The sequence below is a fragment of the Chlorogloeopsis fritschii PCC 6912 genome, from assembly GCF_000317285.1.
Lineage (GTDB): Bacteria > Cyanobacteriota > Cyanobacteriia > Cyanobacteriales > Nostocaceae > Chlorogloeopsis > Chlorogloeopsis fritschii.
In genome coordinates, this window is sequence record NZ_AJLN01000071.1 from 1 (window position 1) to 24607 (window position 24607).

Sequence of the window (24607 nt, forward strand, 5' to 3'; positions counted from 1 at the left end):
GAATAGGGGCGTCAGTCGTCAGAAGAAGAATTCTCAAAGCCAGAATTTAGAAGAAATTCTTCATTCTGTAGGCGCGTAGCGACTTCCGCAGGTATTCTGTATTCTTCTTCAATTACAGCTTGGGCATAATTTCTGATAATAAATGACCAGGAATTTTTGATAAAGCAAGATTTTGTCCTTTAATTCCTAACTCATTATGAAAAGCGCGAATTGTTTTGACAATATAAGTAAATGTAGTTTGATAAGATTCCTGTTGTTTATTAAGTCCATTTAAGGCTTGTAAATGATTTTCTAATGCTGCTTCCAAATGTTGGGAACGAGAGGCTTTGTCTCCATTTAAATACTGATCTGTTGCTAGTTGATAATGAGCTAATCCTAAATTATTGTGAGTGGCAAATATATCAAAACTTAAACTCTCTTCATTCAGTGAATGAGCAAGAGTTGTGCATTCTTCATAAGCTTTGACGCACAGTATTAAGAACTGCTGACGTTCTTCTTTTGTTGTTTGAGGTTGGTTTGCTAACTGCCAATAAGCAGTACCAAGATTATTTTGCGTGGCAGCACAAGCGGCGGGAACATTAGCAGGAGTGCGATATTTTAAAGCTTCTGCGTATGCTTGCACCGCCAGTCGCAAATGTTCTGTTGGATGATCGTACTGTGCTAAATTCCAATGGGCAGTGCCGATGTTGTTTTGAATCATGCCGTATTTCAACGGTTCTTGCTCCGGATGATAGTAATTTAGGGCAAGACTATAAGCTGCGATCGCTTTGTGCAAGTTTTCCGCCGATTGAGTGTGTTGCGCCAAATGCCAATAAGCAGTACCCAAATTATTCTGGGTGGCAGCGTACTTCAATGGTTCCATATTGTTACGCAAGCGCACTACTTCAGTGTAAGCTGCGATCGCTAGTTGCCAGTTTTTGACTGGATTCTTAAAGCGTGCTAAATCACCATAAGCTGTGCCTAAATTATTTTGCACGCGAATGTAAGTTTCTGAGTGTGTTTCGGGCGAAATTAATTTTAAAGCTAACTGATAAAATTCAATTCCCTGCTCGATGTAAGATTGTCCTTCTTCAGAATTGGGTGGTGTGCGGTACAACATCCAGTACAGTGTTCCCAAATCATTTAAGATATCTGGCACATGAGGTGAAGTCTCATCATATGTAATTGCCTCTTGATATGCCAAAATCGCTACCATCATGTTTTCTAAGTTTGCCTGCCCTTGCTCGATCCGCAGGCGATATAAGTTCCCCAAGCGATGATAAGCTGCTGCTATTGTCTCTGGTAAAGCTTGTTTTAAGTGCAATCCATCAATTTCTTCCAAAAGTTGCTGCACTTGCACGCTCTCATCTCGATTTTGAGCGATCGCAGGATCGATATTATTAATTGTGGTTTGGATTAACTCCGTTAATTCCTTACTGATGTGCGTCAATTCTGGCTGCGAACGAGTTTCACTAACACTGACTTGATGTGTTTGTTCTTCCTGCGGTGCTTCTGGCATCAAGATTTCTGATGTACTCACAGGAGTTTCTGGGATTTTTTGTCCGCGATTAACTGGTGATTGTGACTGAAAATCAAAATCTAACTGGGAGAGAGATTCTTCCAACCCAGATTGATCCAAACTACCTAAATCCAAACTTTTATAACTAGATAAACGTTCTTGTGAACTTCTGTTATTGGTAGTTGGTGTTGGTTCTCCAGCAAAAACAAACACACCTGTACGGCAACGCCAAAATTGTGGCGCTGACTGTTGGATCGCATATAACCAAGGGCGCGGTACCCACAACAGTAAACTTGATTCTAAAAAACGGCTTGATTCTGGGCTTGATAAATGCTGTTCGGTTAAACGTAGATAATGTAAAAATAAACGTTGTATTGCGACTGGTTGCCTAGTTAGCTGCTCAACACCCACAATTTGAAAGCCTGGTATGGGTAAAGATTTTCCAGGACTATCTTTTGATGCTCCTACAATTGGTGGTGGATAATTAAGCAGCCATTGATTGATTTGCGCGATGGGGTTAGGATCGCTTAAGTTCAATCGTAAAGTGACTAATCGCGGATAAGCTGGTGTGCTGTCTTCTTGCGCCTCTGAAGGCTGATATAGTACTTGCCCAACCGGATAAGCCAAAGTTGAATGCAAACGTGCCGCCACTTGATTTCTCAAGTTTAAATCATCACATATTGCTAAAAAAAATTGTCGTCGCAAGCCAAGACTGAGGGCAAGTTTTAGGCGATTGTATACTTGCCGATTCCATACAAATTTATCTGAATGTGTTGTTTCATTCACGCTCATGGCGGCTAAAGAGCCAAAATTCAGTGTAATTTCCCTTTAGGGACATATACAAGCGGCTTGTAAATCTGATTTTGACTAAGATTTGTAAATATATTGTGATTTTACTCAGGATAAATCAATTGTTTTAGGTATAAATTCAAAAGTATAAAAATATACTTTTCTATATCTTTAATTGTAACAAATAAAAAACCAGGTTCCGATAGAATTTGGAACCTGACAGGAGATATCTAAAGTCAATTAATTTATTAATACAATTTTTATTAACTGAGATTGGAAACAGAGAAGGCAACGAAAACTAAACCACCCACCAGAACCATTGCGGCAATTCCCAAAAATATATAATTGCGCTTTTGCTGTTGAGTAGGAGGTTCTGCTTGATAAACTTTGGGTTCACGCGCAAAATTATTTAAACGGCCGCCTTCTTCAGTCGTATAGGGCATGAATTATTTCCTTACTCTTCTCGTTTTTTTAATGTTACATAAATGCAATATATGCTCTTACTTATCGAGATAATTCGTTACAAAAGTTTAGGGACTAGAGGCTAGGGGCTAGAAGGGGACAAGGGGACAAGGAGAGGATATGGCTGGAGGCGGCAGCCCACAAAACCTCGTTACCAGGTTGAACGAGAAATCTAAAATCCCCACTACCTAATCCCTAGTCCCTAGTCCCTAGCCTTTAATTCGTGACTGTTCCTGTCATGGGTGAAGAGGGGCTGGCATAGTCTTTTGTTGGCATTCTACCAGCAAGATATGCTAAACGACCTGCGATCGCTGCCATATTCATTGCGCGTGCCATGACGGGTGGGTTTTTGGCTAAGGCGATCGCGCTATTAATCAACAATGCATCTGCGCCCATTTCCATTGCTTGGGCTGCTTCAGATGGCGCTCCAATGCCAGCGTCTACCACTACGGGTACATTTGCATTTTCGATGATGATTTGAATGTTAGCGGCGGTTTTTAGCCCTTGCCCAGAACCGATGGGTGCTGCTAAGGGCATGACGGTAGCGCAACCTACTTCTTCTAAATGCTTTGCCAGTATGGGATCGGCGTTGATGTAGGGTAAAACAGCAAAGCCTTCTTTGACTAGCTGTTCTGCTGCTTGGAGAGTGCCAATCGGATCTGGCAGTAAATATTTAGAATCAGGAATAACCTCTAACTTAACAAAATTATTATCTTCCTGTCCAAGCAGTTTCGCCATTTCCCTTCCCAAACGGGCTACACGAATTGCCTCTTCTGCTGTTTTGCATCCAGCAGTATTAGGTAACATCCAAATTTTAGTCCAATCTAGTGCTTCGGCTAAACCTTCATGTCCGGGAGCATTGGTTTGCACGCGTCTAACGGCAACGGTAACAATTTGACAGCCGCTCTCTACGACACTTTGCTGCATTTCCTCAATACTGCGATATTTGCCCGTTCCTGTCATTAAGCGAGAGGTAAAAGATTTGCCAGCGATGACAAGTGGTGAATCTTGAATGGGGAGTACAGAGGCAACTTGCTGTAATGGTGAGTGAGGAGTAGAGAGTGTAAGCATTTGGCTGGGGGTAGATGACTGAGTCTGAAAGCGCGAATAGTGGAAGTGAGAAAGAAGGGAATCGGATTTTTGTTCCCAAATCAAATCGGCTATCAATGCTGCCGTGATGGGTGCGAGAAGAATACCATTACGATAATGCCCAGTAGCCAGAGTTAAATTTTTACAGTTACTACTCCCCAGTATCGGTAATTCGTCAGGAGTAGCAGGGCGAAATCCCCACCATAATTCCTCAATCGGATAATGCTGAATTTGGGGATATAGCCGAATTGCTTGTTGTAATAAGGTTTGAATTCCTATGGGCGTATTGTAGGGGGTAAAGCCAACATCCTCTACGGTAGCTCCAATCATGATCCGGCGATCGCGTCTGGGCACAATATAAATTTCATTACCAAACAAAATACGTGACAAAGGCAATTCTGTCACAAATTCTGGCACTCGCACGCTCAACATTTGCCCTTTTTTTTGGGCGCACGGGTAGGGGGAATAATTGGTTTGACCAAGCACCTGTGGCTAAGATATAATGTTCGGCACGCAAAACTCCAGCATTAGTTTGTACACCCACAACCTGTCCCTGCTGCTGCTGAAGTCCTTCTACTGTAGTTCCTTCTTTCAACTCAACACCCAAAGATTGTGCTGCACTCAGTAGAGCTTTTGCTAGAGCACGATTATCGACTTGAGCATCTTCGGGATACCACCAACCACCGATTACTTCTTCACCCAATCCTGATTGATATTGGTTAATAGTTTCTTTGTCTAGCCAATAGGCAGGAGAGGAGGAGTGAGGGAATGGGAGAGTAGGGGATGAGGAGAAATTGTTATTTTTCCCCCCCTTTCCCTGTCTCCCTTTCTCCCCCTCTTCTTCCAAGGCTGGTGTTAAAATTCCACAAGGCCAGTAACCAGTATTCAAGCCAGTAATTTGTTCTAGTTTTTGTGTCCAGTTAGCATAAATAGAACGCGATCGCCAACACAACTCCTGCATTGCTGTATTAGTTATCTTTTCGGCATCTGGTGCTAACATTCCAGCAGCAGCATGAGTGGCGGCAGAGTGGAAGTCGCGACTTAAGACGCTGACTGTTGCTCCGCGCAGTTTCATTTCAATAGCGATGGCTAAACCTATAATGCCGCCACCAATAATCAAAACATCTTTATTCATTATTCAATAGTTAATAGTCAAGAGTTAGTAGGGGTGATGAAATTTCTTGTGTCAGTGGTAAGGCAAACATAATTATCTCGTTCAAAGCACCCACAAAAGAGTTAAGTAGTCAAGAATCAATAGTTACGGTTTTTGACTGCTGACTATGGACTGTTGACTAAATAACTCCTAACTCCTAACTCATCACTCATAGCAGGTAACTCATAAGTGCTAACCAATAACTGGCAAGCGTTACCACAAAGCTGGAATTGGTTCGTTGCTTTGATTTGTAGTGTTTGATTGAGTGTCGTCTGTGGTGCTAATTGAGTCAGTTGTGTTTTGAGCAGTTGTAGTTTCAGTTACTGTGTCATCAGCAGTATTATTCTGTAACTCCCTACTCCCAGTGTTGTTTTCAGAAGCAGTACCAGCCGCTGTACTATTAACATTAATATTGGCGGGCAGAACTCGCGAGGTTTTACCTCCATTTCCCGGAGCTTGAGCAGTGTTTTGTCCGCCCATTGGAAAGTTAATACCCAGCAAAGTACCTAGCAATATTGCTAAACCTCCAGCCATCAAAATTAATGGTGTCCATCTACCCATGTTGTTTTTCTCCTTTTAGTATCCAGACTAATTAAGAACCTACGCTCCAAACATCCATCAAACTTTGTAATCAAGTGGCAAATTACTTATAACCTGAGTTTGATAGTCTCAACACAGGTTTATTGTAGGAGAATGAGGAGGTGGGGAGCGCCGCTTTTGCCAGCGCCAATATGTTGTTTTCTTTTGCTTGACTTTTGAGTCAAACTGCGTACAACAACTGCTAATTCCCTGATAGTTAATTACCTTAGCACCGCTATTGTAGAGGTCAATACTATTTTGCAGCAAAATTTTCTTCACATTGGCTCCGCGCAAGCACTCAATTTTATTTCCTTGAGCTAGTATCTTGAGCATCTTGGATGACTAAACTGGCTGTTTTTTAGGTATTGACACATAGTCTTAAAGTTATCTTTCAAGTCACAGTTTTATGACCGGAAATTCTTCGCCCCAACTTTGGATCTACGACACCACTTTACGAGATGGCACTCAGCGTGAAGGCTTATCGGTATCGATTGAAGATAAGTTACGCATCGCCAGAAGGCTGGATCAACTGGGTATTCCTTTCATAGAAGGTGGTTGGCCTGGGGCAAATCCCAAAGATGTACAATTTTTTTGGCAGTTGCAAGAAGAACCACTCCAGCAAGCTGAAGTTGTAGCTTTTTGCTCGACTCGCCGTCCTCATAAAATTGCAGCATCCGAACCAATGCTGCAAGCAATCCTTGCTGCTGGTACCCATTGGGTAACAATATTTGGTAAGTCTTGGGATTTACACGTGACAGAAGGACTCAAGACTACTTTAGCAGAAAATTTGGCGATGATCCGCGATACTATCGAGTATTTACGTGCTCAAGGACGTCGCATTATCTACGATGCAGAACACTGGTTTGATGGTTACAAGCACAACCCCAGTTATGCTCTTCAGACTTTAGAGACAGCGATCGCTGCTGGTGCTGAGTGGTTAGTTTTATGTGATACCAATGGCGGCACATTGCCCCATGAAATTATGCAAATAGTTACAGATGTCATCAAGACTACTTCCAGCGATATTCAAATCGGAATTCACACTCACAATGATTCTGATACGGCTGTTGCCAACGCTCTCGCAGCCGTGATGGCAGGAGCAAACATGGTACAAGGTACGATGAATGGATACGGCGAACGCTGCGGCAATGCCAATCTTTGTTCGTTAATTCCCAACTTACAGGTGAAACTTGGTTATAAATGTATAGAAGATAACCAACTTCTGCAACTAACTGAAACCAGCCGCTTTGTCAGTGAGGTTGTCAATCTTGCCCCTGATGAACACGCGCCATTTGTCGGCAGATCGGCGTTTGCTCACAAAGGTGGCATACACGTATCAGCGGTGGAACGCAACCCCCTGACTTACGAACACATTCAACCAGAACAGGTAGGAAACCGCCGTCGCATTGTCATTTCCGAACAGTCTGGAGTCAGTAATGTTTTAGCGAAAGCCCGCTGTTTTGGAATTCAATTAGACAAGCACAACCCAACGACGCAGCGAATTCTCGAACGTTTAAAGGAATTGGAAAGTGAAGGATACCAATTTGAAGCGGCTGAAGCAAGTTTTGAGTTGTTAATGCGCCAAGCCTTAGGTAACCGTCAGCAATTTTTTGAAATCAAAGGTTTTCAGGTTCACTGTGACTTGGTGCAGGAAGAAGAAACTACAAGTTCTCTTGCCACAGTCAAAGTCGCTGTCAATGGTAAGGATATTTTAGAAGCAGCCGAAGGAAACGGCCCGGTTGCAGCTTTGGATGCAGCTTTACGCAAAGCTTTGGTGAATTTTTATCCCCAAATCGCTAGTTTTGAACTAACAGATTACAAAGTGCGAATTCTCAACGGGCATACGGGCACATCAGCAAAAACCCGCGTTATGGTTGAGTCTGGCAATAGCCACCAACGTTGGACGACTGTTGGGGTTTCCACAAATATTCTGGCGGCTTCCTATCAAGCAGTAGTGGAAGGACTAGAATACGGTTTGTTGCTACATTCACAAGCTGAAGCGATTGTGAGGGCGTCAAGTTAAAATTTAACCTGTAAAGTGCCAATCCCAGATACGTATTATGATTTATACTCCCACACCACAAAGGGTGATTGGCAACTTTTGCTAATTTGGAACTACTTTACGGCACGGTGGCAAAACAATCTTAATCTTGATGCCGTGCCTTAATTAAGCACTTTCAGAGAAACTTTTCCAGGCTTGAGCTACGACTTGACTGAGCCAACGCCGTTGTTGCTGATCCAGCACGCTATCTTCAGCTAATACTTGAGCGGTTAATTCGTCTAAGGATTGCCCTTGAGCGCGGACAATTTTGACTACACCAGCGATCGCCCTGGCAACTAATTCTTCATCTATTGGCTTTTGCCGTAAGGCAATGATTTCTTGAGTGCTATCTGGGATGGGATAATTCATGGCGGAAGTTTATTGAAAAAAAATGAACAGTGATTTTGACAAACTTTTAAAATTTCTTTACTGAATTTTCATTCAAGAATTAGGGCGCATTTTATCGCAAATTGGCTCTCTTTTTAATCTGTCTGAGTGAATATCTTTGTCGGAGATGAGAAAAAAGATGAAAGAGATACTTTACCTAGAAATCCCTGTCCCCGATACATCAGCTGTACGCCAATGGCTGCAAGCTGAATTTGAACCGGGAACTGGGGAAAAAGTCCTGACACCGGATGGCTTTCGTCTGAGAATGATGGGAAATACAGTTAGTCAGGGGAGTATTTCGGAAAACTTACCCCCTGAACTTTCTATTTTTGTCTGGTCAGTGCAGCGAACAACCTATTTAAAAGCGTTTCGTTGGTCAAGTCAACCCTTTCCTCAAGAAAAGCAAATACTCAAACGCCTGACTAATGAAATCAGAAATCGCTTTCCACATCACTATCCTGAACCACCAGCAATTGATTTGTCTAAGCAATCTATTTTTGAGGCGCTAGCTCCCTATTATCCCCTTACTGTCAAGTACTTTCAGAAAATACCGAATGGAGAATACGATCTCAAACGGGCATACTGGTGGGAGCAACGCTGGCGTCAAGGTGTGCGCAATCCCCAGAAGCCGCGACAGGTAGTGTTTTCTCATCGTGGGGATAGGGAGTTAGGGGCAGAGGAGCAGAAGGGCAATCCCCAATACGATCTCATCTATATCGGTGGCGCACTGGGTGTGATCCATGCGGCGGTGATGGCAAAACTGGGTTATAAAGTTTTATTGGTGGAAAGATTACCTTTTGGACGCATGAACCGGGAATGGAATATTTCCCGCGATGAAATTCAAAGCTTGATAAATTTGGGTTTGCTTACTCCTGCCGAAGTTGAATCAATAATCGCGCGGGAGTACAAAGACGGATTTAATAAATTTTTTGATGCTTATGTTCCCCAAAATCTCAAAGCGCCTGTATTGCACACTCCCACAGTATTAAATTTGGCTTTAAATTCCGAAAAATTACTGCATCTGTGTGGACAAAAGCTACGAACAGCAGGTGGTGAAATTTGGGATGAAACAGAGTTTGTAAAAGCTGATATTTATACTTCGGAAGTTGTCGTTACGGTTCAAAATTTAGGCGATCGCACACAGAAGCAAGTTAGTGGAAGATTACTGGTAGATGCGATGGGAACAGCCTCGCCGATCGCTTGGCAATTAAATGGTAGTCGTGCTTTTGACAGTGTATGCCCGACGGTGGGGGCAGTTGTTGAGCGTGGATTTGAACCAGGGGTTTGGGATTCTCAGTACGGAGATGTTTTGAACAGTCACGGTGATATTTCCAGGGGCAGGCAGTTAATTTGGGAATTGTTTCCCGGAGCAGATGAAGAATTGACAATTTATTTATTTCACTACCACCAAGTCAATGCTCAAAATCCCGGTTCTTTATTGGAAATGTACGAAGACTTTTTTACGATTTTGCCAGAATATCGACGCTGCGATCTGGACAAATTGGTGTGGAAGAAGGCGACATTTGGATATATTCCGGGGCATTTTAGTGTTGATAGTCGCGATCGCACAGTTGCATTCGATAGATTGATTGCCATTGGTGATGCGGCATCGCTTCAGTCTCCTCTCGTGTTCACGGGCTTTGGTTCCCTAGTTCGCAATTTAGCACGCCTCACCACTCTTTTAGATGTCGCCCTCAAACATAACCTGCTTTCTGCGCAACACCTGAACCGAATTCGTGCCTTCCAAAATAATATTGCCGTGACTTGGATGTTTTCTAAAGGCATGATGGTGCCAACTGGAAAAAATTTACCACCAGAGCGCATCAATACTATGCTCAATAACTTCTTTGGGTTATTAGCAGACGAATCAAAAGAAGTCGCAGACGATTTTATTAAAGATAGATTTGATTGGTTGACATTTAATCGATTAGCGCTGAAAGCAGCTCGGAAAAATCCCGCTTTACTGCTGTGGATCTGGGAGTTAGCTGGAGCTAAGGATTTACTGCGGTGGACAAGTAACTATTTTGACTTTACCCGTCATTCTCTAGTCAGCACCCTGTTAAGTGGATGGTTGCCAAATTTACTGCGCAGGTTCCGTCCTTGGTTAGAACCCCGTTATCCAGCATTATGGTTGCAACTATTAGCAATTAACTATAGTCTGATTGCAGGTAAAGGTCGCCCTGATAACAAAGTAGTAAAAATTACCACCGAGCAACAACTTCAAAAGTCAATTGTTAATTAGTCAATAGTCTATATATCCAAAAATTTTTAGGCGTTGCTGATTCAAAGTATGAATTTGCCTCACGCAGAGGAGCCAGTGCGTTGGGGAGACAGTGCGTTGCGCGGGTTAAGCGCGTTGTAGCAACTGTCGTCGGCTCTGCTGACTTAAAGCAACTGGCGTTCGCAGAGAGTAAGAGTTTTAAATGCCTGATTTTTAAATTTCATGCCTCAATTCAGCAACGCCGATTTTTACTAATGACAAATGACTATTGACTATTTGGGCTTGGGCGAAAATTCGGCAGTTCCACAGATGCCAAAGACGTTCGCTTTTTGGGTGGACGCTGGGGATAAAGTAGTGGAGAAGGCGAATTAGAATGGGCAGAGTCGTCAGTAACTGGTTGTGTAGGCACAGATGTTGCTGGTAACTGCTGGGGTGATAATTGCAAAGTTTCTACCAAGTCATCCTGATTGTCGTCAGAGTTAGTCTCAGGGTTGGTGATAATGTTATTTACTAATTCCTCGCTATCATCCAAAGCTGTGGCAAAACTTTCTGAACTTTGCACCATAACTTCCTCACCGTCTTCTACATCTATATCATCATCATCTGCTACATCTTTTTCTTGGGTAGGCTGTGGTGATGCAGGTTGAGCAGTAAAAAATGTTTGGAAGAGGTTATTTAGTTGTTCTTCTAAATTTGACTGCTCTGAAGGTGAAACTGGTGTTGATGGGGTGGAGCTATCGATTTCTGGCTGAATGTTTGGTTGGTTTGCTGTGGATTGAGCTTCCTGAATTGATGTATTTATAATCGGTGATTGGATAGGAGGAGTAGAATGTTCCCATCGATGGAGCGGTAGGTTAAATTCCTTCCATACATTGTTAGGTTCATCCTCTAAGGATTCTGATTCTGCTGTCCAAGGTCGAATTGGTCGTTGATTGGAGAAAATAGAGTTAGCTTGCTTAGAGTGCGTAGTGTTTCTATTACCTACACTGCTTTGAGGATTATCCTCTAACGAATCATAGCTGGGGACTGTAGTGTCCAAACATTTTTCCAAAGCTGCTTTAAATTGTAGAGTTTGGCGTTGCTGCCGCATCAGCCGAGAACGTAACTCTCGATTAGAATTTTCTGATTGCAATAGCTGGTGAGATTGTTCGTTGTATTTAGTTTGAAGTAAGGCACATTCCCGCTCTAGCTGGGCGAGGCGATTCTGGCTAATTTCTAGCTGCCCTTTAGAACTTTCAATAAAAATTTCCTGAGTTTGAACGGTAGAGACAGCAGTTTCCAATTGCTCAAACAGCGACTTGATTTGCTCTTGGGCAGCAGCAAGCTCTTGAGCTTGTTGCTTGAGCATTGTTTCTGCAATTGTTGAGCGCTTGCTCTGCAACTGCAAAGCTTCTTCTGACTCAGTTAAGGCTGCTTTTAAATGTTCTACTTGTTCGTATAATTCATTATTGGCAGAACGCAATTCCTCATTTAATGCTAGCAGTTGCTGAAATTCAGCTCCTACTAGTTCTTGTTCTTGTTGATCGGGTTCAGCAACCCAATCTTGCTCAGGTTCAGGCTGCTGTAATGGTGGTTGAGTGAATTCCAGTACGCGATCGCTTGCTACCTGCGTGTTGGCAACTGATAACGAACTAGTGTGTGAAAGTAACTCTTCGGCAGTCGGGGTGCGATCGCAATCTGTTTCATCAATTACCTCTGCTTGAGATTGCCGAGCTTCTGCTGGTGCCAGTAGTGGTAAGTACGATATTGTCTTGTTTGTAGGATGCCCAACAAAATCAAAAGGACAACTGGCTTGTTGTGGTTGTGCCACATTGGCAGAATTAAGGGGTTTAAGGAAATTCCCGTTATTTGGGGTGTCTGCTTCATTCATCACTGTTCACCCACCAGCTTCAAACTAATTGATTGGAGAATCCGAGAGCACGACTGAATTGTCAGTGCTGTATTTTCAAAATTTACTCTAGAAGGCAAGTTCGCCTGCTCCCCAGAAAGAGTTGTCTTAATTAAATTAGTTATAACTTTCTCTCACCACGACCAGCAAAAAAACAAAATTTGACAATCTGCCATTTTTGATGATTTTACGGGTGCTAATTTCAAGATCTGGGTGATTAGGAGAATCAGCGAACAATCACAACCCCTCATTATTAGGGAAGCCAACGGGGATGAAATCCAACTAAAGGAAGTTGTTCTGGTTTTAGTTCTGCAGTCTCCTGAGAATCAATTATGGGCAATAAGGGCATCAACCACAAGCTACTGGTAGCAATCGCTTCTCCATCTTCGGTGGTGAGAACTTGGGCATCTGGTGATGTGACAGGAGTTGTCTGCGATACTACTTGGTCAAATAATAGTCCCAAACCATCAGGAGATAAACTCATTTGTACGTTCCGCTGATCGGGCGGTAGTACTAACAATGGTTTCTGCTTGCCTGTTTTGAGATCGATTGCCACTAGATATGGCTGTTCTTGATAAAATTCTCCTGGTAATAGCTGTGTGAGCAAGCAGTAAAGGGTGGGAGAAGCTGTATCAAACTGGCACTTGACTATGGAACCTTTTGTAGTTAACAGTTTTTTTTGAACACCTTGGTTGGTGACTAAAAATAAGTCTCGCGTATAATCTGTATTAAACTTCACCATTGCAGCTTGAGAACCATCTGGTGAAAAAGCTTGTACTAATCCAAACTGCGGGAAAAAATCTAGGGGTTTTGTACCATCAGCCTGGAGGGGCAAAATAGCTGTTCCCTGCCCTTGGGCAACTGCTACGGCTTTACTGTCTGGCGTAATCATAAAGTCTCCCCCCGGTTGGCTTTGCAGACGTTGTGGGGTATTCCCAGTATCTCGATTTACTGGAATAAACCATAAGCCAAAATCGTTGGGATTAGTTTTATTTCCCCGTTGAATGACGATAGTTTGCCCATCGGGTGATAAGTCAAATTTCAGGTTTTGATAATCTTTATTATCTAAAATTAAATCAATTTTACTGGCAGATTCTGCATTTTGATGATGTGGGGCGGAGAAACCAGTAGTAACCGTGTATAATTGAGCCGACAATATATCCTGGTTGTTGGCAGGGCGAGCAGAAAATAAAATTTTCTCCCCATCTGGAAATGGCTGAAAGTCAAGTACAACTAAATCTTTCGGAGTAAGTATCTTTTTTTGCTCTTGTGTCAAGTTGTAGAGAACTAATCTTCCTTGATCTTCTTGCTCTGCTCCGATGTAAAGAAGAATGCGATCGCGTGTGCTAAAAGTGGTGCTAAAAGGTTGCATTACACCCTTTTTCCCACCTTGAACAGCAAATTTATCCTTTGCATCCTTTAGTTGCACTTTATAAGTTGTTCCATAGGGTGCTGGGGTGATAAAGGTATAACCCATGCGTCGCCCTGCCCAACTGATTGTACCTGCTAAGGGAGGCTCGATTTTCAAATTTTCCTCTACGCTTTTAGTGTCCATTGGGCGACTAAAGGTAAGGATAAAGGTTTTATATTCTGCTCCAATTTTTTTATCTTGGGAGGCATCATTCGTTAATATATCTTTTTCTTCTGTTTGAACGTGCTTCCAAGTAAATTCCCTGACATTTGCTTTAACTGCATTACCTTGGGAGATGAGTAGCCCAATTATCAAAATTAATAGCAACATCAGGGCGATCGCGATCCGATCTAGTGGTTGGAAAATTGCTTTTTTAGTAGTCATTAGTCATTTGTTATTAGTCATTTGTCATTAGTCATTTGTCATTAGTCAAATTACTTTGAATTGTCTACTTTGGACTAATAACTAATAACTATAGGGATTTTTGGGTTGAGGAATTTTTTTAAGTGAGTTAGCAACAATTGTCAGTTGGCGTTTGCCCGCTAGTGTTTCTGTAGCCATTTGCCCTTCTACTTCCAACCATGTATCAGGAGGGTACTGTTCGCGAGTTTCTGACAATTTGACAGGTAATCCTACAGGATAAGCATCTGCTGCACAACAAGTCAGAACAAATCGCGCTAATAATAAATGTTCTTTTCCTAGCTGTGGTGGATGAATCACAAATCCCTGTACCTTGACTTTATTTCCTTGATATCTATCTGGTTCTGGATAGACATTTAGCATCCGTACCCAATCTACTAGCGATCGCTCTTCAGGAGGAACGGCAGCACGAAATGCCTGTGGTTTAACACGCGTTGAACCCAATAACTCACTCAAATCCCGTTGCAGTGCTTTGTCGCTAGCAAAAACTTGGGGTGTGATCATGAAGCCCAAAATCGCTGATGTTAATAGGAAAGTACTACCCCAGCCTGGAGGAAATAAAGTTATATGTTGAACATTGGTATTCGCTTCACGACGAGACAACTGTAATAGTTCTTTGGCTCTGAAAATACTGATAATCAGCAAGCATAAAGCAGCTGCAATTACCAATCCAAAAAAATTTGGATGGATCAACAAATTCAGTTTGTTAGTTAACCAATATTTCAACATCAAAATGCCCCAGGCTGCAATCGCTAAAACATCCAGCCAGGGAAGTAACCTGTTTGTAATTTTATTTCTACGGTTTTGATTATTAGTCATTGGTTATTAGTCATTTGTCATTAGTTATTGGTAAAAACAAAAGACTAGTTAAAAGATGTACAAGTTAAGCGTAAGAGTGAACAAGAATGTCAATAGTGCTGGTAAAGCAAATAAGTAAAAAATCGCTTGGGGTTTAAATATTGCTAACAAAAGACCAACGGCTTTAATATCAATCATTGGGCCAAATACCAGAAATGCTAATAGGGAACCACTCGTAAAGGTTGAAGCAAAAGAGAGAGCAAAAAAAGAATCGACAGTAGAACAAATTGACACTACTGCGGCTAATACCAACATAGCTGTAATAGAACTAACTGGCCCTGCTCCTAGACTCAGAATCAATTCGCGGGGAGCTAGAACTTGAATCGCAGCGGCAATCGCACTGCCAATCACTAATACCCCTCCTAACTCTCGCAATTCCTGGATAGTATTTTCTACTACTAGCCGTAGTTTAGCTGCTAAGGGTTTACCGTAACTAGAAGCCGTGGCTTCAGCGGCAGCAGTTTCTAAACGCATGGTTTGCCCTACTCCCAGTAAATATGTGCCTGATTGTAGTAAGGCAGGTGTACCCGCTTGCTGCTGCATTTGATAATTTTTAGAGCCGCGTTGGGATTGTGTTCTCAAAGCCGGGTTAAATTTTAAATAACGCGCGATCGTTGGTTGAACAAAAGGAGTCAAGTCTTTTTGAAAGCTAAAGACAAAAGCAACAATAGTGGCAATTAATAGGGAAAACACTACACGTAATACTACTATTTCTGGCTGGTCGTGAAATGCTGTCCAAGTTGCCCAGATGACAATTGGGTTAATTGTGGGTGCTGCTAGCAAAAAGCCAATTGCCACTGGTGTCGGTACTCCCTGTATCAATAATCGCCGCGCCACTGGCACGTTACCGCACTCACATACAGGGAATAAAAAGCCTACCATACTGCCGACTAACGCACCCATGAGCGGGTTTTTAGGCATTTTATCTGCTAAGTTGCGCTCATCAACAAAAAATAGCAGCAAACTGGAGAAAAACACTCCTAGCAGTAGAAAAGGCATCGCCTCGACTAGCAGACTCAGAAATAGAGTAAAACCATTGTTAAGTTGATTCATGGGCGTCGCTGTCAAAAGCGGTTTTGAATTTTAAGGTTCTGCCAAGTCATTCTATCGGAATGGGGATCGTAAACAAGTGCAGATAATTAAAGTTCCATTAAACAATCGGTAAATACTCGGTTTGTCAGGTAATTGTTGAAAGCTTGCAAAGCATTACTGATCATGGATACTTTGTTTTACTTGAGTTTGTTTAGAAATGAATCCTATACATAGATAGCGAAACGTCAAAAATGGTTCCTAGTCTAGAACTTCAGTACATCTACTAATTGATTAGCTTTTCTTATGATTATATTAAACTTACTCAATCTAATGCGATCATCTACGTATTTTCATCAATAGTTTACATTCTTTCAAAAAGGCAGAAATCGCTGTCAGTGATTGCTGATTTTGAGTAAATGGTTATTTTTGCAAACTATGTTTTGAGTTTTTACTACAAAAATTTTCATATCGCAATACCAAAACGCAAAATTTCTAGTGAGTGGAATAATTTGTTTATACAAATAGGCAGAATCTGTATACTTAAGTTCCGAAAGCGTAAAACAATATTAAGATTTATTTTTTAACCAGAAAGAGGCGAGCTGAGATCTGACGCCATTCTCAATAACAGTAAGGTGGAGAGAAGACCTGCAGTGAGGCAGTGCGTTGCGGAGCCAGTGCGTTGCGGAGAGAAGTCTGAGCGGCGGCTTCCGCCGATGGTGCGAGCGGGGATAGCTGTGGTTGCTGTGCAACCACAGCGTCGGCTCTGCCGACAGCAGAAAAATCTCCGATTTTTCTGCCCCCGCCGCACCTGCATGGCAATCAGAACTTCGGAGGGTTCCCCCCGTTGTAGCACCTGGTGTCGGGTTAAGAGCGTTGTAGCAACTGCCGAAAGGGTTTCCCACGCCCAGGGAACTTCGGAGCACTGTACATAACCTAAAAATAAGGGTTTGAGGAAAGTTAGGCAGTGCCCACCCTACAAAAATTGCTTTTGTGTAAAGTCTGTGTTAGCTAAGTATAATTACAAGACATTGTCTTAGTAATTGTATTTAATACTACTTTTATTTATAATTCTCTATTTTTCCTTAATATCCAGGCACAAAGGCTAAAATATTAGCTTATTAGTTCTCTGGAAGATAAGAAATAGGGTGCCCAATGTCACAAAAAGTCAGAGCAGATATATCACCGCCATATTTGTCTAGTGGTAGCGATCGCGATCTCAACTTACAATCTACTCTCCAAGAATTACAGCTTTATAACTTCCAAGTAGAAGCTAGCTGTACAGCCGCAGAGGTGGCGAAAGTGTTTGAAAAATATCCGCTGTTGCCAGGAGCAATTTTAGTAGAAGAAGGAAATTACACTGGCATGATTTCGCGACGGAGATTGCTAGAATTATTTATTCGTCCTTACGGGCAAGAGTTGTTTTTTGAGCAATCATTAGCGATTTTCTACAGCTATGCTCGTACACCAATTTTATTGCTTGCTGATCATACTCCGATTTTAACAGCTATGCAATTGGCAATGAGGCGATCGCCTGAATTGATGACAGAACCAGTGGTTGTAAAAACGGAATCTGACACCTACTCTTTGTTAGATGCGCAGGAATTGAATATTGCTTCCTGGCAAATTCGGGGAATAGAAACTCAAGTACGTTATGAACGCAGCCAAATCCAAATGATTCAAAATGATAAAATGGCGAGCCTCGGAAGATTAGTAGATGGAATTGCCCATGAAATTTTAGATCCGGTAGGTTTTATTTGGGGTAATTTAACTTATATCTCCAAGTACAGCCAAGATTTGCTCAAATTAATAGCAGCTTATGAACAAGAATCTCCCCATCCTACTAAAGAAATAATTTATCTTAAAGAGGAAATTGAATTTGATTTTATAGAAGAAGATTTATCACGGGTACTTACTAGCATATACACTGGTGCAGAAAGGTTAAAAAAACTTGTCACCAGTTTACAAAATTTTTGTCATATTGATGAAGTTTATCCTAAACCAGCAGATTTACACAAGTGTATAGATAATATTTTATTATTAATTAATAGTCGGGTTAAAAAAGAAATTCAAGTTATTAGAAATTACGGTAATCTCCCTCCTGTATATTGCTTTGTTGGACAGTTACATCAAGTATTTATGAATATTTTGAGTCAATCTGTAGATGTTTTACTTGATGAAGCAGTGCGGCTCCAGCTTAACCCCGCTCCGGGTGACAAAGTAGAAATTCCTCGAATTGAAATTAACACATCAGTCATTTCCCAAACTGCTAAGAATCCACAAGTTCCCGATTCTCGTTGGGTTTCAATTCGCATTACCGATAATGGCCCTGGTATGTCTAAAGAATTTCAACAGCAAATAATAGAATCTTTTTCAGTAGAAAAAAGAGCTGATAAAGAAACTAGTTTAGCAGTTAGTTATAGAATTATTACTGCAAGACATGGCGGTAAATTTAATTTACGTTCAGAAGTTGGTGTCGGCACTGAATTTGAAATTTTATTACCCTTGGTATGAGTAATTCAAAATAGGGGCTAGGGACTAGGGGCTAGGGGCTAGAGAAAAAGAGTAGAAACCCTCGTTACCAGGTTCAACCTGGTAACGAGAACTGTTCACTGTTCCCTGTTCCCTGTCACTAGTCCCCAATCACCTGTCTCCTTACCTAATTGAAGTGCGCTCAAACCATTCCTGATATTTTTGTCGGCGTTCTTCATCTTCAACAGAAATAGTTACTCTTACTTTCTTGCAACCGTGATTTTTTTCCAAAGCGATCGCATTTAAAAGAAGACTAGCAATCTTAGGTGAATTAAAATCACCACTTACAGTTAAATTGCCGTCAAGAACATCAACAGTAGCTTGCTCTACTTCTGTCAATGCAATATTAGAAATTTCCTCGTGACCTAAATTAATTTCAGCAAGTTGTCTATGTTCTGGACTAACTTGTTCAACAATAAGTTTCTCATATCGAACTGGTACTTGTACTATCCGAGTTTCAACTTCTTTGCGAACAATTACATCCCCAACTTTTCGCTTACTGCGGTCAACGATTACTTTTTCTCCTAGCAAACGAATAATTTCTTCTTCAGCAATACTTTCTGAAACTTTTGAATCTAAGGTTGTATTTTGAGCCTGGAGATTTACAATTTCAGTAGTATTAGTCTGTTCTAACTTCTGAGTACCGTCTGCTATTTCGGGTTGGTAATATTCTGGCATATGCTCTAACTGTGATTTGTCTATTTCTAGAAATACAGATTTAGTTGCTACGTCGATTTTTTTGATGAGCTTGCTAGGTAATAAAAAGTAGTGGTGACTATCTTCTATGGACTGTGTATCTGTGCTTTGATGCTCTATAATTTCAGAAACCATCAAATTGAGTTGATGATGAGAATCGAGAATTAAATCTCTTACCCTACCTATAAGTTTAATGTGCTTATCTAAGACCGAAAAATTTCTGATTCTTCTAATTAAGTTGTCAGCCAGTGTACTAATATGTTCTTTATGGGAAGTATTAGAATGAGGAAACATACTCTATTAAATCTTTTATAAGTTTTTCATTTATTAGGAATTAGTTACAAATTAGCATTCAAAATATTCCGGAATCCTTTCTTTTAAAATTATAACTATATCCTGCAAGAGCGCGTAAAAATTTTAGCTTCTGTATTCTCAATTTTTTCAGTACAGGTAAAGTTGCTGATTAAACTCTACCTGTACTAATTAAAACTAGTGATGAGTTTGCAGTCTAAAGCCCAAAGTAGTCATTTGATAAACTATAGACTATAAAGTAAGCAAACTGTTTACTTCTATCTATCGCGCTCGTCTATCGGCAAATTAGGAGCGTTGATATCCAATTCTTCCCGACGAACTGTTTCTTGAGCCTGAACAGTATCCTGCTCTACTTCTTTTCTAACTCTGACTTCTTCACGTACTACAGCTTCTTTGCGAATTTCAGGAGTTTCTTCATAGATATCTACACGAGCAACTTCACCTTCGCGGAAGTTAGCTTCACCAGGAGCAACTGTTCTGCCTGCATCTTGTGGAGTGACGCGCTCAACAACTACTCGCTCTTTTTCTACCGGAACAGCAACTCGTGCTGTTTCAGTTTCAACGTGCTTGCCAACTGTAACTTCTCCAACTTTGCGACGTTGTTTGTTAGCAACCAACCGCTCTTCGTACAGTCTTAAAGTTTGATGATTTTGCTCATTCATCTCGTACAAAGATGGTTCCCGTTCGTAGTTGTAGGTATTGCGATCATAAGCGGGAGTAGCAGCGGAAGTATAACCTGTAGATGTAGTAGATGTGGCAGCAGCTTCAAGAGGAGCTGATGATTCTAAAGGAGCAGATCTATCTACTGGCACAGGATTGCGATATACACCGCGTACTCGTTCTTCGTAGTCGTAATCAACGGTTTGGAGTTCGTCGTATTCAGGTAAATTATCTGCTTGCTCTCTTGTCATACCAATGGCATAGACGCGATCGCTAGCACGATCTACGCGGGAACGCCCAACTGGTAACAACACCTTCTTACCAAAAATCCAAAAGCCCATATCCACTACTAGATAGCGGAAACGGCCATTTTCATCTACTAAGACATCGCTAACAGTACCAATCTTCTCGTCACTACCTTCTACATAGACACCCATTCCCTTGATGTCATTGCCGCCAAAGCTATCTTTATAGTCAGGATCAAAATCTGTAAGTTTGTAAAGAGCCATGCTGATTCTCCCAAACGGTTTTATCTTTTCACTACTAGACTAGGCAAATATTAAAATTTACCCATCTTTCTAGCGAAAGAGTTAGTTAATTATAAATGTAATCTCTTGGTATATTTTTGATAATTTTTAGGATATGTAATAGGAAATATATAAATTATTTTAGTTTTGATAATCAAGACTATATCTATATATAAAATTATAATAACAATGCAGGCAGGAATAAATACTTTTCCTACCTGCATCAATAAATTCAAAGTAGAATCTATTTACTAATCTTCTACTTAATTAGAATAACTGAGGTTACATTCTGTCAATTTCATTTATACTAGCATCATTTACAGGTAAATCACCCTCAGTTTTAATATCTAATTCTTCCCGACGAATTGTTTCTTGAGTTTCAACAGTTTCTCTGTCCACAACTTTCTTAACGCGGACTTCTTCACGTACAAATGCCTCTTTATGAATTTCGGGTGTTTCTTCGTAGATTTCTATGCGTGCTACTTCTCCTTCTTGGAATTGAAGTTCGCTGGCATTAACTACTGTTTCTCCTTCTGTAGGAGTAACTCTCTCAATTACGACTCGCTCTCTTTCAATAGGTACGGAAACTTGTGCCGTTTCAGTTTCTATGTGCTTGCCAACAGCTACTTCTCCAGTTTTTACACGATTTTTATTAGCAATTAACCGTTCCTCATACAATCTAATAGTTTGATGTTTCTGCTCGCTTAAATTGTATAAATCTGCATCTTGTTGGTAAGTGTAAGAATCGCGATCGTAATTTATATTAGTTCCTAAAGGGCGATAAGCTCTGCGTACCTGTTCTTCATAATCGTAATCAACAGCCATGTTGTCTCTGTATTCAGGCAACTGCAATACTTGCTCTCTGCTCAGACCATCCACAGTTACGCGCCGAGCATTATAATCTATGTGGGAAAGACCGATAGGTAGTAATATTCTTTTGCTAGTAGCGTCTATTTCACTATCAATTACTAAATAACGAAAACGTCCATCTTCATCAACTAGTGTATCGGTGATTGTACCAATTCTAGTTCCTCCTTGAGTATAGAGAGGCAAACCTTTGATATCATCGCCACCAAAAGTTTCGCGGTAGTTAGGGTCAAAGTCTGCAAGTTTGTAGAGAGGCATAGAATTATTACCAAATTTTCTAGATAAGTTTATACCCTAATTAGCTTAAAAACTCATTTGTTTGTTTTCCTCCCGCTTGCGAATGAAATTGCTGATTTACTTAGTATTCCATAGTCTATATATTTCAATGTTCCATATTCTTGAGTTTTAATCTAATAGCTCTCATCAACACGCAATTAATCGCTCGTATACTGATTTTTTTAATTAAAATCATTTTGATTGTAAAAATCTATCTGTAGTCAGAGGTTTTAATTATCTATTACTTACAACCTCTGAGCTTGCCACATCAATTTAATTTAATGTGGAAGTTTAGTCGCTAAATTTTTCAAATTCACACTTAGTAATGTCAAATCACCCTTGGTTAAATCTAGTGCAAAAACACAAAGCGATCGCAGTGATTCGCGCTTCAAATCTAGAAATTGGACGTCAAATGGCTTTGGCTGTAGCATCTGGGGGAATGCAGTTAATTGAAATTACTTGGAATAGCGCCAATGCCGCTGAGTTAATCGCTAGACTGCGCTTGGAATTACCAGGCTGTTTGATTGGCACGGGAACACTGTTAAGTGTGCAACATTTACATCAAGCAATCTCCGCCGGAGCGCAATTTTTGTTTACACCTCACGTTGACAGGGATATGATTCAAGTTGCGCTTGAGCAAAATCTTCCTATTATCCCAGGAGCACTTTCCCCTACAGAAATTGTGAGCGCGTGGAATTATGGAGCAACCTGCGTCAAGGTATTTCCCGTGCAAGCAGTAGGAGGAGCAAAGTATATAAAAAGTTTACAAGGGCCGTTGGGACATATTCCTTTAATTCCTACTGGTGGCGTCACTTTAGCAAATGCAAGGGAATTTTTACAAGCAGGAGCGATCGCTGTGGGTTTAAGCGGTGAGTTATTTCCCAAACAGTCTGTAGAAGCTGGAGATTGGCAGGCAATCTCTAGGCAGGCGAAAACCTTGATGGATTCACTAGGGGTGTAGCTAAAATCCAACACCCTAGAAGGGTGTCGCTATACAAACAAAGGCTGCCTCCGTAGCCTGTAAAGATTTCAGCCCACTGAGGTGGGCTTTGTTTGTCTAGCCCCAGGCTTCTAGCCTGTGGGCGTGTCTATTTACACTACACCCTTTATTTCGTGGAACTTTCAGTGAGTATGTAATTTTTTGAGCTTGAAAATGGGAACTCTATGAATGAAGAGTATTTGATGCATTCATAGAGGGAAAACCATGCTGAGTAGAAGGCAGAAGGTAAGAAAGTTTTTTCACGCATTCTGGTGTATGCAGTTTATAACCGCTACTTAGCGACTTTAAAGATTCCAGACTACGAAGAAAGCAGGGATGATACCAAACTGGCATAGGAAGTCTTTTAATCCAAAATCCAAAATTGGTATGAATGGCTCTGCTGCTCCTGTTTGTCATTCTGTGCATTTTGACAATTATCAATCTGGACAACTGCTATAGGATGAAATGAGAAAAACTCATGCCTGTTGCAGCAATCGAGTCAAAATCCGAGCGTGAAAAGTAAAATTTTCTCAAAAATTTGTCATCTTGGTGTAACAGTCATGAAAAATCTACTTTCCCTGAATTGGGTGCGTTATTCCAAAACACTCCTGGCTAGTGTGGCATTATCTATAAGTATTTTTAGCATCAGTTCAGAGGGGACATTGGCGCAATCTAAACCTCAGGTAATTAAACAAGCGATCGCCAATCTCCAAACCACTGAGAAACGCTGGATACAAATCAACTTATCAGAACAAAAATTAATCGCTTGGGAAGGTAAAAAACCTGTTTTTGCAGTCATTGTCTCCACAGGCAAAAAATCTACTCCCACTCGTACTGGTGTTTTTCAAATCCAAACTAAACTGAGGAAAACTCGGATGCGCGGTAGAGACTACGATGTTCCTAACGTTCCATATACGATGTTTTATCAAGGAAACTATGCCATTCACGGAGCATACTGGCATCGAAGATTTGGCACACCTGTTAGTCATGGCTGTGTAAATGTTGCACCCAATCACGCTAAATGGCTATTTGATTGGGCATCGATAGGCACGCCAGTCGTTGTGCATAAATAATTTAGAATTTTGGTTTGCGATCGCACTCAAGCTAGAAAGTAATACACAAATGGCAAACTTGGTTGGTAGCAGTTGGGTTGGTTGGTTAGGAGCTTTGTTTGCGTCTGCGGGATTGGTGTTGGGAACTTCTTTTACTCTTTTGAATTCCCGCGTCTCTGTTTCTCACTTTTCCCATCGCTCATTCAACCCCGACTACTTCAGCGAATCCGAAATTGTAAAGCCAGTAAAACCCCGCAAGAAAATTGTGATTGATTTATCCGAGCAACGCTTGTATGCATGGCAAGACAATAAACTTGTTCATTCTATAAGAGTTTCGACTGGAAAACGTTCAACTCCCACAAAAAAAGGTAACTTTCTCATTAGCACTAAATACCGCTCTGCCAGAATGCGGGGGCCGGGCTACGATATTCCTAATGTTCCTTATACTATGTATTTTTTTCGGGGCTATGCCATTCATGGTGCTTTTTGGCATAACCGATTTGGTACTCCTGTGAGCCATGGTTGTGTCAATTTACCAGTAAAGGAGGCTCGCAAAATTTTCAATTGGGCTGAGATTGGAACTTTGGTAGTAGTGCGTAAATAAGGAGTGTTGAAATTAATTCAAAAAAGGTTGGCAGTATGGGTATTGACGGCGTGAAATTGTGAAAACATTAGCATCTGTATCCCACATTCTTGATGTCGACTGGGAAGGATACTTTGAGAGGGCAAAGCTGATTTTGGACTATGCTGGTTTTGAGGACGATGCAGCAAAGGATGTATCAGCTGTTCTCCAAGTTATTCCCAAAGCTTTAGAAAAAGTGAAGGCTGAAGGTGCTGGGCTTCTTGCTGTAACTTCGTGGGGTTGTCCTTAACAGCAGCAT

At 41.2% G+C, this 24607-nt stretch carries 22 protein-coding genes; 8 read left to right on the forward strand and 14 right to left on the reverse strand.

The genetic code is table 11. From position 1 onward, the window contains the following. Nucleotides 1-112 precede the first annotated feature (112 nt). From UYC_RS0113015 to UYC_RS0113035, 6 genes are all read right to left on the reverse strand, one after another. Complete coding sequence (locus UYC_RS0113015; protein WP_016876269.1) at nucleotides 113-2290, reverse strand: tetratricopeptide repeat protein; 2178 nt, start codon at nucleotides 2288-2290, stop codon at nucleotides 113-115. Between the two features lie 260 nt (nucleotides 2291-2550). Continuing rightward, complete coding sequence (gene psb34 / locus UYC_RS0113020; protein WP_016876270.1) at nucleotides 2551-2730, reverse strand: photosystem II assembly protein Psb34; 180 nt, start codon at nucleotides 2728-2730, stop codon at nucleotides 2551-2553. Between the two features lie 235 nt (nucleotides 2731-2965). After that, nucleotides 2966-4270, reverse strand: a complete 1305-nt coding sequence (locus UYC_RS40330) for a thiazole synthase (protein WP_157171242.1) — start codon at nucleotides 4268-4270, stop codon at nucleotides 2966-2968. Next, nucleotides 4206-4973, reverse strand: coding sequence for an FAD-dependent oxidoreductase (locus tag UYC_RS40335; protein ID WP_157171243.1), 768 nt, complete (start codon nucleotides 4971-4973; stop codon nucleotides 4206-4208). The genes UYC_RS40330 and UYC_RS40335 overlap by 65 nt, the downstream gene beginning before the upstream one ends. A gap of 231 nt (nucleotides 4974-5204) precedes the next feature. Continuing rightward, nucleotides 5205-5552: a hypothetical protein gene (locus UYC_RS0113030; protein WP_016876272.1), complete on the reverse strand. Its 348-nt coding sequence runs from the start codon at nucleotides 5550-5552 to the stop codon at nucleotides 5205-5207. A 108-nt stretch (nucleotides 5553-5660) separates the two neighbouring features. Further along, entirely contained in the window at nucleotides 5661-5903 is a 243-nt protein-coding gene (locus UYC_RS0113035; protein WP_016876273.1) for a hypothetical protein, read from the reverse strand. Between the two features lie 73 nt (nucleotides 5904-5976). On the opposite strand from UYC_RS0113035, the gene cimA reads away from it, so the two are divergent. Beyond that, nucleotides 5977-7593, forward strand: coding sequence for a citramalate synthase (gene cimA, locus UYC_RS0113040; protein WP_016876274.1), 1617 nt, complete (start codon nucleotides 5977-5979; stop codon nucleotides 7591-7593). Nucleotides 7594-7737: 144 nt separating this feature from the next. On the opposite strand, the gene UYC_RS0113045 is transcribed toward cimA, so the two are convergent. Then, nucleotides 7738-7980 carry a hypothetical protein gene (locus UYC_RS0113045; protein WP_016876275.1) on the reverse strand — a complete coding sequence of 81 codons (243 nt, stop codon included), beginning with the start codon at nucleotides 7978-7980 and terminating at the stop codon, nucleotides 7738-7740. Nucleotides 7981-8137: 157 nt separating this feature from the next. Here UYC_RS0113045 and UYC_RS0113050 point away from each other — a divergent pair, with 157 nt between their 5' ends. Beyond that, a complete protein-coding gene (locus UYC_RS0113050) occupies nucleotides 8138-10240 on the forward strand; it encodes an NAD(P)/FAD-dependent oxidoreductase (protein ID WP_016876276.1) in 2103 nt (700 codons plus the stop codon). A gap of 244 nt (nucleotides 10241-10484) precedes the next feature. On the opposite strand, the gene UYC_RS0113055 is transcribed toward UYC_RS0113050, so the two are convergent. The 4 genes from UYC_RS0113055 to UYC_RS0113070 all read right to left on the reverse strand — a co-directional run bounded on the left by UYC_RS0113055 (nucleotide 10485) and on the right by UYC_RS0113070 (nucleotide 15849). Beyond that, entirely contained in the window at nucleotides 10485-12089 is a 1605-nt protein-coding gene (locus UYC_RS0113055) for a hypothetical protein (protein WP_016876277.1), read from the reverse strand. A 271-nt stretch (nucleotides 12090-12360) separates the two neighbouring features. Further along, the gene (locus UYC_RS0113060; RefSeq protein ID WP_016876278.1) at nucleotides 12361-13902 is read right to left on the reverse strand and encodes a WD40 repeat domain-containing protein; all 1542 of its coding nucleotides are present in this window, start codon (nucleotides 13900-13902) and stop codon (nucleotides 12361-12363) included. Nucleotides 13903-13983: 81 nt separating this feature from the next. Further along, nucleotides 13984-14757 carry a TIGR03943 family putative permease subunit gene (locus tag UYC_RS0113065; RefSeq protein ID WP_016876279.1) on the reverse strand — a complete coding sequence of 258 codons (774 nt, stop codon included), beginning with the start codon at nucleotides 14755-14757 and terminating at the stop codon, nucleotides 13984-13986. Nucleotides 14758-14805: 48 nt separating this feature from the next. After that, nucleotides 14806-15849, reverse strand: coding sequence for a permease (locus UYC_RS0113070; protein WP_016876280.1), 1044 nt, complete (start codon nucleotides 15847-15849; stop codon nucleotides 14806-14808). Between the two features lie 629 nt (nucleotides 15850-16478). Here UYC_RS0113070 and UYC_RS37800 point away from each other — a divergent pair. Together UYC_RS37800 and UYC_RS0113075 are read left to right on the forward strand one after the other, a co-directional pair. Continuing rightward, a complete protein-coding gene (locus UYC_RS37800) occupies nucleotides 16479-16760 on the forward strand; it encodes a hypothetical protein (RefSeq protein WP_127011421.1) in 282 nt (93 codons plus the stop codon). A gap of 220 nt (nucleotides 16761-16980) precedes the next feature. Next, a complete protein-coding gene (locus tag UYC_RS0113075; RefSeq protein ID WP_016876281.1) occupies nucleotides 16981-18339 on the forward strand; it encodes a sensor histidine kinase in 1359 nt (452 codons plus the stop codon). 141 nt (nucleotides 18340-18480) lie between these two features. Here the strand turns inward: UYC_RS0113075 and UYC_RS0113080 are convergent, their stop codons facing one another. The 3 genes from UYC_RS0113080 to UYC_RS0113090 form a co-directional block, all read right to left on the reverse strand. Beyond that, entirely contained in the window at nucleotides 18481-19347 is an 867-nt protein-coding gene (locus UYC_RS0113080) for a DUF2382 domain-containing protein (RefSeq protein WP_016876282.1), read from the reverse strand. Between the two features lie 275 nt (nucleotides 19348-19622). Next, the gene (locus UYC_RS0113085; protein ID WP_016876283.1) at nucleotides 19623-20534 is read right to left on the reverse strand and encodes a DUF2382 domain-containing protein; all 912 of its coding nucleotides are present in this window, start codon (nucleotides 20532-20534) and stop codon (nucleotides 19623-19625) included. Nucleotides 20535-20834: 300 nt separating this feature from the next. After that, nucleotides 20835-21677 (reverse strand): DUF2382 domain-containing protein, encoded by an 843-nt coding sequence (locus UYC_RS0113090; RefSeq protein ID WP_016876284.1) that lies wholly within the window; start codon nucleotides 21675-21677, stop codon nucleotides 20835-20837. A gap of 343 nt (nucleotides 21678-22020) precedes the next feature. Here UYC_RS0113090 and UYC_RS0113095 point away from each other — a divergent pair, with 343 nt between their 5' ends. From UYC_RS0113095 to UYC_RS0113110, 4 genes are all read left to right on the forward strand, one after another. Then, nucleotides 22021-22656 carry a bifunctional 4-hydroxy-2-oxoglutarate aldolase/2-dehydro-3-deoxy-phosphogluconate aldolase gene (locus UYC_RS0113095; protein WP_016876285.1) on the forward strand — a complete coding sequence of 212 codons (636 nt, stop codon included), beginning with the start codon at nucleotides 22021-22023 and terminating at the stop codon, nucleotides 22654-22656. A gap of 578 nt (nucleotides 22657-23234) precedes the next feature. After that, nucleotides 23235-23747, forward strand: coding sequence for a L,D-transpeptidase (locus UYC_RS0113100; protein WP_016876286.1), 513 nt, complete (start codon nucleotides 23235-23237; stop codon nucleotides 23745-23747). A 49-nt stretch (nucleotides 23748-23796) separates the two neighbouring features. Continuing rightward, on the forward strand, nucleotides 23797-24330 hold the full coding sequence (locus UYC_RS0113105) for a L,D-transpeptidase (protein WP_026087574.1): 534 nt from the start codon (nucleotides 23797-23799) through the stop codon (nucleotides 24328-24330). Between the two features lie 58 nt (nucleotides 24331-24388). Then, nucleotides 24389-24598: a hypothetical protein gene (locus tag UYC_RS0113110; protein ID WP_016876288.1), complete on the forward strand. Its 210-nt coding sequence runs from the start codon at nucleotides 24389-24391 to the stop codon at nucleotides 24596-24598. Nucleotides 24599-24607 lie beyond the last annotated feature (9 nt).